The sequence below is a fragment of the Frigidibacter sp. ROC022 genome, assembly GCF_024723735.1.
Taxonomy (GTDB): domain Bacteria; phylum Pseudomonadota; class Alphaproteobacteria; order Rhodobacterales; family Rhodobacteraceae; genus SLM-1.
On sequence record NZ_JANQDU010000003.1, the window covers coordinates 558,206 to 571,167 of the forward strand.

A 12,962-nucleotide genomic window follows, 5' to 3' on the forward strand; every position below is an offset into this window, starting at 1 on the left:
CTCAGATTCCCGTCCGGTCGCCGCCCTTGAGATGCAGCATCGCACGGGCCTCGTCCGGGCTGGCCACGCTGCGGCCCAGCTCTTCGACGATGCGGCGGATCTTTTCAACCTGTTCGGCATTGTTGCGCGCCAGCACCCCGCGCGAGATCATCAGGCTGTCCTCCAGCCCGACGCGAACATGGCCGCCGAGAATGGCCGCCATGGTGATCAGCGGCATCTGGTGCCGCCCCGCCGCCAGCACCGAGAAGGCATAGTCGTCCCCGAACAGCTTGTCGGCAATCAGCTTCATGTGGGTCAGGTTCTCGGGGTCCGGCCCGATCCCGCCCAGCACGCCGAAGACGAACTGGATGAACAGCGGTCCCCGCACCAGCCCGCGATCCACGAAATGGCGCAGCATGTAGAGATGGCTGACGTCGTAGCATTCGAACTCGAACCGGGCGCCGCGCCGGGTGCCCAGCTCGTCCAGGATATGCGCCATGTCGCGCGGCGTGTTCTTGAACACCAGGTCGTCCGAACCTTCCAGGAACGGCTTTTCCCAGTCGTATTTCCATTCGCTGATCCGCTCCGCCGCCGGGTAGAGGGCGAAGTTCATCGTGCCCATGTTCAGCGAGCACATCTCGGGCTCGGCCAGTTTCGGCGCCGCCAGTCGGTCCTCCAGGCTCATCGTCGCGCTGCCGCCGGTCGAGATGTTCAGCACCGCGTCGCAGCGCTGCTTGATCTGCGGCAGGAAGGCCATGAAATGCCCGGTATCCGCCGAGGGGCGGCCGTCTGCCGGATCGCGGGCGTGCAGGTGCAGGATCGCGGCCCCGGCGGCCGAGGCGCCGATGGCATTGTCGGTGATCTCCTCGGCGGTTACCGGCAGATAGGGCGACATCGACGGGGTGTGGATCGAGCCGGTGACGGCGCAGGTGATGATGATCTTCGACATTGGCTATCCCCGCACCGCGCCGGACAGGTGCGGGATTTCGGCCATGTAGCTGGCCAAGGACCGGTCGAGCCGGTCGGTGATGTCGTCAAGCTGCGCCTCGTTCACGATCATCGGCGGGCAGACCAGGAAGTGATCGCCCGCGGTTCCGCCTCGGCTGCGCCGGGAATAGATGATCAGCCCGTTGTCATAGGCGATGTCGACCAGCCTTGAATGGGCATTCAGCTCGGCGGGCAGGGGGGCCTTGCTGTTGCGGTCGGCCATCAGTTCGAAGGCGGTCAGAAGCCCCTTGCCGCGCACGTCCCCGATCAGCGGATAGCGCTGCATCAGGCCGCGCAGCCTTTCGGTCAGCTTGACGCCCATCCGCGCCGCGTTGCCGGTCAGGTCGCGGGACTCGATCTGCTCCAGCACGGCGCAGCCGGCGGCACAGGCCAGCGGGTTGCCGGCATAGGTGAAGCCATGGACGAAGCCGCCTTCGCGCATCACGGCCTCGACGATGTCGTCCCGGGCGATCATCGCGCCCAGGGGCACATAGCCGCCGCCGAAGCCCTTCGAGATCGCGATCAGGTCGGGGGTCACGTCCCAGTGCTCGGCGCCGAAGAAGCGCCCGGTGCGGCCGCCGCCGGTCATCACCTCGTCATGGATCAGCAGGACGCCATGCCGGGTGCAGATGTCCCGAATCCGCTGCATGTATCCGGCGGGGGGCACCAGGGCCCCGGTCGAGGCGCCGCCGACCGGCTCGACGATGAAGGCCAGCACGGTGTCGGGGCCTTCCTCGAGGATCTTCGCCTCCAGCATATCGGCATAGTGCCGCCCGGTCTCCGGGTCGTCGGGATCCAGCCCGTCGAGATAGGCGCGTGGCGCCGGCACCTTGGGCATCCGCTGCATCATCGGATCGAAGGGCGCGGTCATCGGCGCATAGCCGGTGATCGCAAGGGCTCCCAGGGTGCAGCCGTGATAGCCGGGATAGCGCGAGATCACCTTGAACCGCTGCGACTGGCCCCGGGTCAGCGCATATTGCCTGGCCATCTTCAGGGTGCTTTCCACCGCCTCGGACCCGCCCGAGACGAAGAACACCTTGTTCAGACCCTCCGGGGCCAGCGCCGCCGTCATCGCCGCCAGCTTCTCGGAGCTTTCGGTCTGGAAATGCAGCCGGTAGCCGAAGGTGGACCTGTCCATCTGGTCCCGCATCGCCTGCAGCACCGCCGGGTCGGAATGGCCGATGTTGCTGACCATCGCGCCGGACGAGCCGTCGATGTAGCGCTTGCCCTCGGTGTCCCACATGTAGATGCCCTCGGCCCGGTCGAGCATGGGGCGGGGCGATCTGGTCTGATAGAAGAGGTTGGTCATCGGGGCACGCTTTCAGCGACTGAGGTGCTTGCGCAGGAAGTTCCGGGTCCGCTCGTGGGCGGGGTTCTGGAAGATCACCGAGGGCGGGCCTTCCTCGACCACCACGCCCTGATCCATGAACAGCACCCGGTCGCAGACCGAGGCGGCGAAATCCATCTCATGGGTCACGATGATCATCGTCATGTGCTCCTCGGCAAGCTGCTTCATGACCAGGTTCACCTCTTCGACCAGTTCCGGGTCGAGCGCCGATGTCGCCTCGTCGAAGAGCATCACCTTGGGTTTCATCGCCAGGGCTCGGGCGATCGCGACCCGCTGCTTCTGCCCGCCCGACAGCCGCGACGGGTATTCGTCGATCTTCTCGGACAGGCCGACCTTGGCCAGCTGTTCCTCGGCCAGCCTGTCGGCCTCGGCCTCGGACAGGCCCTTGAGCATCCGCGGCGCCAGGGTGATGTTGCCGCGCACCGTCAGGTGCGGGAACAGGTTGAAGTGCTGGAACACCATGCCGATGTTCTGCCGGACGTGATTGACATGGGCCTCGTACTGCCGGTGCGGCAGTTTCTTGTTGACCTGCACGTCCTCCAGCCAGACCTCGCCCGAGCTCAGCGGGTCCAGTTCGTTGATCGCCCGCAGCAGCGTCGATTTGCCCGAACCGGAGGGGCCGATGATCGCGACGATCTGACCGCGCGAGACGGTCAGGTTGATGTCCTTGAGCACTTCCAGAGAGCCGTAGCTCTTGGCGGCGTTCTTGATGGTGACGAAGGCTTGGTCGGTCATCGGAAGGCTCCCGGTCTCATCGCGAGGCGGCAATGCGGCGTTCCAGGCGGCGCAGGCCCGCCTCCAGCGCGAGGTTGACGATGTAGTAGCAGACGGCGGCGGCAAGGTAGAATTCGAAGGGTCGGTAGGTGCGGCTGATCGCCTGCTGCGCGGCCAGCGTCAGTTCCATCACCCCGATCACCGAGACCAGCGCCGAATCCTTGAGCAGGGCGATCATGTTGTTGCCCATCGGCGGGATCACGGCCCGCACCGCCTGCGGGATCACGATCCGCCGCAGGGTCTGGCCGCGCGACAGGCCCAGGGTGCGCGCGCCCTCGTACTGGCCCTTGTCGACGGCCAGGATCGAGGCCTGGATCAGCTCGGAATTGTAGACCGCGAAATGCAGCCCCAGCCCGATCACCCCGGCGACGAAGGCGGGCAGGTCGATGCCGATCTGGATCAGCCCGAAATAGATCAGGAACAGCTGCAGCAGCAGCGGCGTGCCCATGAAGAGAAAGGCGAATCCGCGCACCGGCAGGCGCAGGGTCCAGTGCCCGTAGAGCGCGATGACGGCAAAGACGATGCCGCCGAAGAAACTGAGAATCCCGGCGCAGACGGTGATCGCCACGGTCCAGCCCGCGCCCATCAGGAGGATGCCGAAGTAGTCGGGCAGCACGCTGAAATCAAGCCCCATGGCGGCGGCCCCTCGTGTTGCTGCGGAGGCTCATGCGATCCGCGCCCGGCGGTCCAGCCAGTTGATCCCCTGGCCGACGACGTAGATGATGATCATGTAGAGCACGCCCGACAGCAGGAACATCTCGAACGGCTTGTAGGTCGAGCCGATGAAGCGCTGCGCGGTATAGGTGAGCTCCACGACCGAGATCGGCGCCACCAGCGCGGTGCCCTTGATCAGCGCGTTGATGTTCACGCCCAGGGGCCGGATCATCATTCGCGCCGCCTGCGGCAGCACCACCTTGCGCATCGTTTCCCAGCGGCTCATCCCCAGGGTCCGGGCCGCCTCGGTCTGGCCACGGTCCACGGACTGGATGGCGCCGCGGATGGTCTCGGTCATGTAGGCGCCGATATTGACCCCCAGGGCGATGGTCCCGGCGGCGAAACTGTCCAGCTGGATGCCGATCTGGGGGCCGCCGAAATAGAGGATGAATATCTGGATCAGCGCCGGGGTGCCGCGGATCACGCTGACATAGGTGGCGCCGATGGCGCGGAACAGTCGAAGCCGCGAGAGCCGCGCCGCCGCGCCCAGGGCGCCGCAGACCAGGCCCAGAATGGCGGTCAGCACCGAGAGCTGCACCGTCACCCAGGCGGCTTGCAGGAAGAAGGGATAGACCCGCAGGATCAGTTCGGTGTCCAAGCCCTTGCCCTTTCAGTGATGGTCGTGGCGCGGCAGGATCGGCAGCGCACGGATTTCGCGGATCAGGGCGGTGGTTTCCTCGATCGCCGTCGCCAGGAATTTCTCTCCGGTCCCGGCATCCGCCACGGTCGGGTCGCCCATCGTGCCGTCGGGCGAGATTTCGGACCACCAGCGCATCAGCATCGCGCCGCCGCCGCCGCCCGCCAGGTCGAGATTGAAGAACCGGCTCTTCGGATCATGCAGGTTCTGCGCCTCCGACTTTCCGACATGCACCCGCTCGGGGTGCAGGGACATGTACATCGCCGCCTCGAATTCCCCGGCATGGGCGATGCCGCCGATCGCGGACTTGCGCAGCGCGTTTATCCGCTCCGACATCAGGTTCCAGTACGAGGCCGAGACGCAGATGATCCCGGTCTCGATCACCGTCTTGCGCGCCGCCAGGTCGAGACAGGGGTGGTTCGAGCCATGCGAGTTCAACAGCAGGATGCGGCGGAACCCGTGATGGGCCAGCGATCTGGTGATGTCGGTGACAAAGGCGATCAGTGTCTCGGGCTGAATCCAGATGACGCCGGGAAAGTCCTTGTGATGCTCGTTGAAGCCATAGGGCACCGGCGGCATCACCAGAACCTCGTCGGGCGCAGCCCTTGCCACCCCTTCGGCGACCGCCATGCCCAGCACGGTATCGGTGTCCAGCGGCATATGCGGGCCGTGGTCCTCGGTCGCCGAGACGTTGAGGATGACCACGCGATCCTTGTCGGCGTCGCGCACCTCTTCCCAGGTCAGATGGCCGTAGCTGGTTGTCATTGCAGGTTCCTCGGGCGGCATCCATCCTGCCGGGCGCGGGGCCCGGCAGGCAGATCTCCGTCGGCCGGGCAGGGCCGGTTCAGCGGATGTCGCCGCCGACCCATTCGTTGGCAATCGCCAGATAGGTGCCGTCGGCCATCATGTCGTCCAGCGCCTTCTGCATCGCGGCGGCCAACTCGGGGTTGCCTTCGCGGATCGCGATGCCGGCGCCGATCGGCTCGGCATCCGGGTCGTCGATCATCGCCAGATCGTATTGCCCGGCCTTCATCGCCAGCATGACCGGGATCGAGTCGTTCACGATGGCGTCGACCCGGCCGTTGTCCAGCTCCAGCAGCAGCTCGGGCAGGCCCTTGTAGGTGTTGATGTCATAGCCCTGGGCGCGGGCCCATTCCTCGTGCGTCTCGCCCAGGGTGACGCCGACCTTGGCATCCGCCAGCTGCGCGACGGTGGTGATCGGCGAGCCGGACTTGGTGAAGATCGCCCGCTTGGTGTTGTAATAGGGGCCGACGAAGTCGATCACCTTGTCGCGCTCTTCGGTGATCGACATCGAGCCGACGACCGCATCGTATTTGTTGGCCAGCAGGCCGCCGATGATGCCGTCCCAGGCGGTGGTGATGATCTCCACCTCCAGTCCCATGCGCTTGGCGATCTCGGTGCCGATGGCCGGGTCGAAGCCGACCACCTCGTTCTGTTCGTTCACGAAGTTGAACGGCGGATACTGACCGCTCATCGCGATCTTGAGCACGCCGCGCTCCTGGATGCTGGCCAGTTCATCGGCGAAGGCGGCCATCGGAGCGAGGCTCAGCCCGGCAAGGGCGGCGGTGCCCAGCAAGAGGCCGCGGCGCTGGATGTTCATGGGGTTCTTCATGGCGGTTTCCCTGTTCTTGTCGGCTTGTTTCGCTTCGGACGGCCAGAATCGCGGCCCGAAGACCTTATGCCCGGCAGGTTGCGCCGCGGTGATCCATAGGGCAAATAGATAATGAAAATTCCGACAATAGATCACATCTATGCTTAAGCGATATGAACAACGCTTCCCCTGGACCCTCGACTGGAACCTGCTGCGGACCTTCATGGTCGTGGTCGACGAAGGCGGGATCACCCCCGCGGCGCATTTTCTGGGCCTGAAGCAGCCAACGATCAGCGCCGCGCTGAAACGGCTGGAGGACATTACCGGCCATGTGCTGGTCAACCGTTCGCCCAAGCATTTCAGCCTGACCCCCTGGGGCAGGGTGCTGCATGCCGAGGCCAGCGCGATCTTCGGCACCGTCACGCAATTGCCGGACCTGATGAGCGGTCTCGAGGAAGAGGTCACCGGGCAGATCGCCATCGCCGTCGCCAGCCATGTCGTCTCGCCGCATCTCGACGGGGTGCTGGAACGTTTCAACGCGCGCTATCCGCGGGCCAGTTTCACGATCTCGACCATGGACAGCGCCGAGGTGACGGCGCGGCTGCAGCAGAATCGCGTCACCTTCGGGGTCTGCCTGTTCCAGCGCCCGCCGGACGGGCTCGAGACCCGGATACTCTACCGCGAGTATTTCGGCCTGTTCTGCGGCCCGCCGCACCGGCTGTTCGGCCGCAAGGACATCGACGTTTCGGAACTGCGGGACGAGAACACCGTCTCGTTCCAGACCGATGAACTGGACGGGCCCTTGGCGGGGGTGGCGCAGATGCGGCGCCGGCTGGGGATGCGGTCCGAGCCGAAGGGCCTGTCATCGAGCCTGCACGAGGTGCGCCGGATGATCGTCGCCAATATCGGCATCGGCGCGCTTCCGATGCATGTGGTGCGCCGCGATGTGGAGGCCGGCCTGCTCTGGCAGGTTCCGCCCTACACATCCCTGCCGGCGGTGGATATTCACATGCTGACCAATGCAAGACGCAGCATGAACCGGGCCGAGAAGGCGCTGCTGGCGATGCTCAACGCCGAACTGGACGCCGTGCCCTTGGCGGAGCGCACCTACGGCGCCTAGGGTTCCGGAAACACAGGAGACGACATGCCGACCGAACGCATCGAATTCAAAGGCCATTCCGGCGACATGCTGGCGGCCCGGCTGGACTTGCCCGACGGGCCGGTGCGGACCAGCGCCGTTTTCGCGCATTGCTTTACCTGCTCGAAGGACCTCCACGCCGCCCGCCGCATTGCCGGGCGGCTGGCGGCGCAGGGGATCGCGGTGCTGCGGTTCGATTTCACCGGGCTGGGCCATTCCGGGGGCGAATTCGCCAATACGCATTTCTCCTCGAACGTGGCAGATCTGGTCTGCGCGGCCGACTATCTGGCCGAACGGGGCATGGCGCCGCAGCTCCTGGTCGGCCATTCGCTGGGCGGCTCGGCCGTGATCGCGGCGGCGTCGCGGATCAAGGGCCTGCGGGCGGTGGCCACGATCGGCGCCCCCTTCGATCCGTCGCATGTGTCGAACAACTTCGGCGCCAAGCTGGACGAGATCGCCGAACGCGGCGCCGCCACCGTCACCCTGTCCGGGCGCGAGTTCACGATCCGCAAGGCGTTCCTGGACGACATTGCCGGAACGGCGCTCGGCCCGTCGCTGGCCCATCTCGGCGCCGCGCTGCTGGTGATGCACGCGCCCAGGGACGAGACGGTGGGGATCGACAATGCCAGCGAGATTTTCCGGGCCGCCCGGCATCCGAAGAGCTTCGTGACCCTCGACGGCGCCGATCACCTGATCACCCGGGAAAAGGACGCGATCTATGCCGCCGACATCATCGCGACATGGTCGGCCCGTTATGTCGAGCCGCGCCCGCTGCCGGAGGCGGCCGAGGTGCCCGAGGGCGTGGTCCGGGTGAGCGAGCATGACCCGGGCGGCTTCCGGCAGGACGTGGCGCTTGGCCCGAGGCACCGGATGCTGGCCGATGAACCGGTCGCCGCCGGCGGCACCGATACCGGCCCGAACCCCTATGAATTCCTGTCCGCCGGGCTTGGCGCCTGCACCGCGATGACGATCCGCCTCTATGCCCGCCGCAAGGGGATACCGCTCACCCATGTCTCGGTCGATGTCAGCCATGACCGGGACCATGTGAAGGACTGCGAGGACTGCGAGGAGAGCAAGACCATGGTCGATGTCTTTACGCGTGTGGTCGAGGTGCAGGGCGAACTGACCGGGGAACAGCGCGCCTCGCTGCTGCGGATTGCCGACATGTGCCCGGTGCATCGCACCCTGAAGGCGGCAAGCGTCATCCGGACCGAGCTCAAATCCTGACAGGCCATTGGCATTTCGGCGCCGGTCGCGGGACCGGCGCCGAAGGGTCTTCGGCCCGAAGGCTCAGTCGATCCGGTTGCCCTTGAGCGCCAGGTAGATCGCCGGGATCACCAGCACCGTCAGCAGTGTCGACGAGGCCAGGCCGAAGAGCAGCGAGATCGCCAGCCCCTGGAAGATCGGGTCGCTCAGGATCACCGCGGCGCCGATCATCGCCGCGATCGCGGTCAGCAGGATCGGCTTGAAGCGGATCGACCCGGCCTCCAGCAGAACGTCACGCAAGGCGCGGCCCGGGCATCGGGCGTTCTTGATGAAGTCCACCAGCAGGATCGAGTTCCGCACGATGATCCCGGCCAGCGCGATGAAGCCGATCATCGAGGTCGCGGTGAAGGGCGCGCCCAGCAGCCAGTGGCCGCCGAGAATCCCGATGAAGGTCAGCGGGATCGGGGTGAGGATCACCAGCGGCAGCCGGAACGAGCGGAACTGCGCCACCACCAGGACATAGATGCCCAGCAGCGCCACCATGAAGGCCGCCCCCATGTCCCGGAAGGTGATCCAGGTCACGTCCCATTCGCCGTCCCAGAGCAGCGTCACGACGGATTCGTCGGCCGGCTGCCCGTGCAGGCTGATCTGCGGTTTCGGGAGGTCGCCCCAGTCGGTCGCGTCGATCGCCTCCTGCACCGCCAGCATTCCGTAGAGCGGCGCCTCGAAGGTTCCGGCAAGCTCGGCCGTGACCATCTCGGCCGGGTAGGCATTGTGGCGATAGACCGGGTACGAGGCGATTTCCGACCGCAACCGCACGACATCGCCCAGTTCCACCACGCCGCGATCTCCCGGCAGGGCATTGGCCGGCACCGGCACGCCCAGCACCTCGGGGCTCATCACCCTCTGGCCCTTGGGCCGTTCGATCACGATCGGGATCGGCGCCCGGCCTTCGCCACGATGCGAATAGCCCACGGTGCGGCTCTGGTTCAGCAGCGCCAGCGTATCGAAGATATCGCCTTCCTCGACATGGTAGTATTCCACGTCGTCACCCGAGAGCACCGCCCGGACCCGGCGTGCCGGCTGTCCGAAACTGTCGTCGATATCGACGATAAAGGGAACCGAGGCGAAGATCTCCTTGAGCTTCAGCGCAACCTGGCGGCGGGTTTCGGGATCGGGGCCGTAGATTTCCGCCAGCAGCGTCGCCAGCACCGGCGGGCCGGGCGGGGTCTCGACCACCTTCAGGCTGGTGCCTTCGGGCACCGAGAGTTTCGCCAGCCGCTCGCGCAGGTCGAGCGCGATGTCATGGCTTTCGCGCTCGCGTTCCTCTTTCGAGTCCAGGGCCAGATGCACGTCGCCCAGTTCCGGCGACTGGCGCTGGAAATAGTGCCGCACGAGGCCGTTGAAATCGAAGGGCGCCGCGGTGCCGGAATAGGTCTCGGCCGCGATCACCTCGTGGATTTCCAGCGCCGCGCGGGCAACGTCATGGGCCACCGCATCCGTCGCTTCCAGCGAACTGCCTTCGGGCAGGTCGATCACCACCGAGATCTCCGACTTGTTGTCGAAGGGCAGCAGCTTGACCGTCACGTCCTTGGTGTAGAACAGCAGCGTCGAAGCCACGGTCAGCGCCAGGGTGACCAGCAGGAACAGCCAGGCCGTGAAACGGCTGGCCAGCACCGGCCGGGCAATGGAGCGGTAGAGCAGCCCCAGCTTGCCGCCATGCGCACTCTCGTGATGCGCCACCGGGGCGCGGCCGGCGATCTTGATCATCAGCCAGGGCGTGACGATCACCGCGACGAAGAACGAGAAGATCATCGCCGCGCTGGCATTGGCCGGGATCGGGCTCATGTAGGGGCCCATCAGCCCCGAGACGAAGAGCATCGGCAGAAGCGCCGCGACCACGGTGAGGGTGGCGACGATGGTCGGGTTGCCGACCTCGGAGACCGCGTCGATCGCCGCCTTGGTACGGGCCCGGCCGTCCTTCATTCCCCAGTGCCGGGTGATGTTCTCGATCACCACGATCGCGTCATCGACGAGGATCCCGATCGAGAAGATCAGCGCGAAGAGCGACACCCGGTTCAGCGTGTAGCCCATGGCATTGGCGGCAAAGAGCGTCAGCAGGATCGTCACCGGGATCACCACGGCGACCACGATCGCCTCGCGCCAGCCGATGGCCAGAAGGATCAGCGCCACGATCGACAGTGTGGCGAGCCCGAGGTGGAACAGCAGTTCGTTCGATTTCTCCAGCGCCGTCTTGCCGTAGTCGCGGGTCACATGGATGGCCATGGAATCCGGGATGACGGTGCCCTGCAGCTCGTCGACCGCCGCGAAGATGCTCTGGGTCACAAGCACCGCGTTGGCACCGGCCCGCTTGGCAAAGGCCAGGGTGACGGCGGGCACCCGCTCGACCCCGTCCGGGCCGCGGGTCACGGATGACACCAGGGCGGTCTCGGGGTCCGAGACGAAGGCGACGTCGGCCACGTCACGGACATAGACGGTACGGCCGTCGCGGGTGACCAGCGGCAGGTTGCCGATCTCCTCGGGCGTGGTCAGCGTTTCGCCCGCGACCAGCTGAATCTGCTCGCCGCCGTCGCTGATGGTTCCGGTCGGGAACGACCGGTTGGCCTGACCGACCTTGCCGGCAAGCTGCTGCAGGGTGACACCGTAGAGCGCCAGCTTGTCGGGTTGCGGTGCGATCCGAAGCCGGGTCTCGGCGCCGCCGACGATATAGGACAGTCCGACATCGTCGATCTTGGCGACCTCGACCTGCACCTCCTTTGCCACGCGGGTCAGGTCGGCGGCGCTGATTCCGGTGACTCCGGGCGCCGGGGTGAGGGTGACGGTGGCGACCGCGACATCATTGATGCCGCGTCCCACGATCAGCGGTTCGGGAATGCCGACCGGAATCCGGTCCAGATTGGCGCGCACCTTTTCGTGCACCCGGAGGATCGCCGCATCGGCATCGGTGCCGACCAGAAAGCGGGCGGTGACCATGACCTGGTCGTCCATGCTCCGGGAATAGACATGCTCGACCCCGTCGATGGCGCGGACGATGGTTTCCAGCGGCTCGGTGATCAGCTTGGTGGCGTCCTGGGCCTTCAACCCGTCGGCCTGCACGAGGATGTCGACCATCGGCACCGAGATCTGCGGTTCTTCCTCGCGCGGGAGCACGACCAGCGCCATCAGGCCGACGACGATCGCCGCCAGCAGGAACAGCGGCGTCAGCGGCGAACCGATGAAGGCCCGGGTCAGAAAACCGGCGATGCCCAGCGTGCGCGGGATCGGGTTGGTCGGTTCGGGGACGCAATCGTCGCCATCGGGCGCGGGGGCGGGGGGGCGCGTCGGATCACTCATCGTTCAGCACCAGAACATCGCCGGACCGCAGGCCGGATACGATTTCGACCAGGGGCTGGCCCCCGGCATCGACAGGTCCGCCGGGCACCACGACCCGTTCGATCGGGCCATCGGCGCCTTCGACGGTGAGGAAATCGAGCCCCTCGCGATGGCTCAGCGCCTCGGCGGGCACCGCCAGGGTGCTGCGCTGGCCGACCGCCAGCCGCACCGCGACCCTTGCGCCGGTGAAGCGCGGGTCCAGCCCGGCAACCTCGATATCGGCCTGCACCCGGCCGCCCGCGATCAGCGGGTAGACCTTGGCCAGCCGCCCGGTGGCGGCGTCGGCGCCGTCGCCGATCACGATCGAGTCGCCCTCGTGCAGGCTGTCGGCATAGCGCTCGGGCACCTGGAGGCGCAGGAAGAAACCGCCCGAGCCGACGGTGGCGATCGGTTCGCCCGGCATGATGACCTCTCCGGTCGCGACCGGCACGCTCAGCACGATGCCGTCGGCCGGTGCCAGAACCGAGCCCTCGGCCTGGGTCTGGGTCACCCGGTCGCGATCGGCTCGCAGCGACAGCAACTGGCCGTTGACCACATCGACCTGGGTGCGCAATGCGTCCAGCCGCTGCGCGGTCGAGACGCCTTTCTCGACCAGCGCCTCGCCGCGCGCCAGTTCGGCTTGGGCGTTCTCGAGCTGGGCTTCCGCGGCCTCGATCTGGGCGTCGATGGCGGCCAGCTGATAGGCCAGCTTGTCATCCTCGACCAGCCCGATCGGGACGCCGGCCTGAACCGTGTCGCCCTCGGTCACCTCGAGTTCGCTTATCGTGCCGCCGATACGGGCCCGGGCCGGAACCGTTCGGCGGGCCTCGACGGTGGCATAGACGGATTTCCATTCGGTCACATCGACCGCCTGCACCACCATGGTCTCGGCGAGGGCAGGGGTGGCCAGCAGCCCCAGGGCCAGCAAACTCGCGCGGATCATCAGAATGCCTTTCCTGCGGGAACCCCGAGGGCACGGAAGGCAATCGCCGCCGGGCAGAACCCGGTGAAGGCCGATTGCAGCATGTTGAGCCCGGCAAAACCTGTGAGCAGCAGCCAGTACGGCGACACCAGCCAGGTCAGCAGGGCCGAGGTGAGAACGACGATACCAGCAAAGGCGAGAACAGCACGGTCGAGTGTCATGGTAGTGATCCTGATCCTGATTGTGGTGGTGGCGCGATTCGCCACGTTGGGG

The 12,962-nt window shown here is 66.5% G+C and carries 12 protein-coding genes; 2 read left to right on the forward strand and 10 right to left on the reverse strand.

All coding sequences use genetic code 11. The annotated features are described in order from the left end of the window. Position 1: 1 nt before the first annotated feature. From NUW50_RS14520 to NUW50_RS14550, 7 genes are all read right to left on the reverse strand, one after another. Positions 2-928 carry a 3-keto-5-aminohexanoate cleavage protein gene (locus tag NUW50_RS14520; RefSeq protein WP_258289853.1) on the reverse strand — a complete coding sequence of 309 codons (927 nt, stop codon included), beginning with the start codon at positions 926-928 and terminating at the stop codon, positions 2-4. 3 nt (positions 929-931) lie between these two features. Beyond that, a complete protein-coding gene (locus tag NUW50_RS14525) occupies positions 932-2,275 on the reverse strand; it encodes an aminotransferase family protein (protein WP_258289854.1) in 1,344 nt (447 codons plus the stop codon). 12 nt (positions 2,276-2,287) lie between these two features. Further along, on the reverse strand, positions 2,288-3,049 hold the full coding sequence (locus NUW50_RS14530) for an amino acid ABC transporter ATP-binding protein (RefSeq protein WP_258289855.1): 762 nt from the start codon (positions 3,047-3,049) through the stop codon (positions 2,288-2,290). A gap of 16 nt (positions 3,050-3,065) precedes the next feature. Further along, complete coding sequence (locus NUW50_RS14535) at positions 3,066-3,722, reverse strand: amino acid ABC transporter permease (protein WP_258289856.1); 657 nt, start codon at positions 3,720-3,722, stop codon at positions 3,066-3,068. Between the two features lie 30 nt (positions 3,723-3,752). Beyond that, complete coding sequence (locus tag NUW50_RS14540) at positions 3,753-4,400, reverse strand: amino acid ABC transporter permease (protein WP_258289857.1); 648 nt, start codon at positions 4,398-4,400, stop codon at positions 3,753-3,755. Positions 4,401-4,412: 12 nt separating this feature from the next. Continuing rightward, positions 4,413-5,204 carry a creatininase family protein gene (locus NUW50_RS14545; RefSeq protein ID WP_258289858.1) on the reverse strand — a complete coding sequence of 264 codons (792 nt, stop codon included), beginning with the start codon at positions 5,202-5,204 and terminating at the stop codon, positions 4,413-4,415. 79 nt (positions 5,205-5,283) lie between these two features. Beyond that, the gene (locus NUW50_RS14550) at positions 5,284-6,072 is read right to left on the reverse strand and encodes a transporter substrate-binding domain-containing protein (protein ID WP_258289859.1); all 789 of its coding nucleotides are present in this window, start codon (positions 6,070-6,072) and stop codon (positions 5,284-5,286) included. Between the two features lie 139 nt (positions 6,073-6,211). Between NUW50_RS14550 and NUW50_RS14555 the strand changes: the two genes are divergently transcribed. Together NUW50_RS14555 and NUW50_RS14560 are read left to right on the forward strand one after the other, a co-directional pair. After that, a complete protein-coding gene (locus tag NUW50_RS14555) occupies positions 6,212-7,171 on the forward strand; it encodes a LysR family transcriptional regulator (RefSeq protein ID WP_258289860.1) in 960 nt (319 codons plus the stop codon). 24 nt (positions 7,172-7,195) lie between these two features. Continuing rightward, the gene (locus NUW50_RS14560; protein WP_258289861.1) at positions 7,196-8,416 is read left to right on the forward strand and encodes a bifunctional alpha/beta hydrolase/OsmC family protein; all 1,221 of its coding nucleotides are present in this window, start codon (positions 7,196-7,198) and stop codon (positions 8,414-8,416) included. Positions 8,417-8,479: 63 nt separating this feature from the next. On the opposite strand, the gene NUW50_RS14565 is transcribed toward NUW50_RS14560, so the two are convergent. The 3 genes from NUW50_RS14565 to NUW50_RS14575 are packed head-to-tail and all read right to left on the reverse strand — an operon-like array spanning position 8,480 to position 12,910. Continuing rightward, positions 8,480-11,749, reverse strand: coding sequence for an efflux RND transporter permease subunit (locus NUW50_RS14565; RefSeq protein ID WP_258289862.1), 3,270 nt, complete (start codon positions 11,747-11,749; stop codon positions 8,480-8,482). After that, on the reverse strand, positions 11,742-12,710 hold the full coding sequence (locus tag NUW50_RS14570; protein WP_258289863.1) for an efflux RND transporter periplasmic adaptor subunit: 969 nt from the start codon (positions 12,708-12,710) through the stop codon (positions 11,742-11,744). Before NUW50_RS14570 ends, NUW50_RS14565 begins: the two co-directional genes overlap by 8 nt. Beyond that, entirely contained in the window at positions 12,710-12,910 is a 201-nt protein-coding gene (locus NUW50_RS14575; protein WP_258289864.1) for a YgaP family membrane protein, read from the reverse strand. The genes NUW50_RS14570 and NUW50_RS14575 overlap by 1 nt, the downstream gene beginning before the upstream one ends. Positions 12,911-12,962: the final 52 nt, after the last annotated feature.

Bases quoted from the DNA above. Each gene is read 5' to 3' on its own strand.
- NUW50_RS14550 (WP_258289859.1), bottom strand. From the start codon at position 6,072: ATGAAGAACCCCATGAACATCCAGCGCCGCGGCCTCTTGCTGGGCACC.
- NUW50_RS14555 (WP_258289860.1), top strand. From the start codon at position 6,212: ATGCTTAAGCGATATGAACAACGCTTCCCCTGGACCCTCGACTGGAAC.
- NUW50_RS14525 (WP_258289854.1), bottom strand. From the start codon at position 2,275: ATGACCAACCTCTTCTATCAGACCAGATCGCCCCGCCCCATGCTCGAC.
- NUW50_RS14565 (WP_258289862.1), bottom strand. From the start codon at position 11,749: ATGAGTGATCCGACGCGCCCCCCCGCCCCCGCGCCCGATGGCGACGAT.
- NUW50_RS14535 (WP_258289856.1), bottom strand. From the start codon at position 3,722: ATGGGGCTTGATTTCAGCGTGCTGCCCGACTACTTCGGCATCCTCCTG.
- NUW50_RS14520 (WP_258289853.1), bottom strand. From the start codon at position 928: ATGTCGAAGATCATCATCACCTGCGCCGTCACCGGCTCGATCCACACC.
- NUW50_RS14575 (WP_258289864.1), bottom strand. From the start codon at position 12,910: ATGACACTCGACCGTGCTGTTCTCGCCTTTGCTGGTATCGTCGTTCTC.
- NUW50_RS14560 (WP_258289861.1), top strand. From the start codon at position 7,196: ATGCCGACCGAACGCATCGAATTCAAAGGCCATTCCGGCGACATGCTG.
- NUW50_RS14545 (WP_258289858.1), bottom strand. From the start codon at position 5,204: ATGACAACCAGCTACGGCCATCTGACCTGGGAAGAGGTGCGCGACGCC.
- NUW50_RS14530 (WP_258289855.1), bottom strand. From the start codon at position 3,049: ATGACCGACCAAGCCTTCGTCACCATCAAGAACGCCGCCAAGAGCTAC.
- NUW50_RS14570 (WP_258289863.1), bottom strand. From the start codon at position 12,710: ATGATCCGCGCGAGTTTGCTGGCCCTGGGGCTGCTGGCCACCCCTGCC.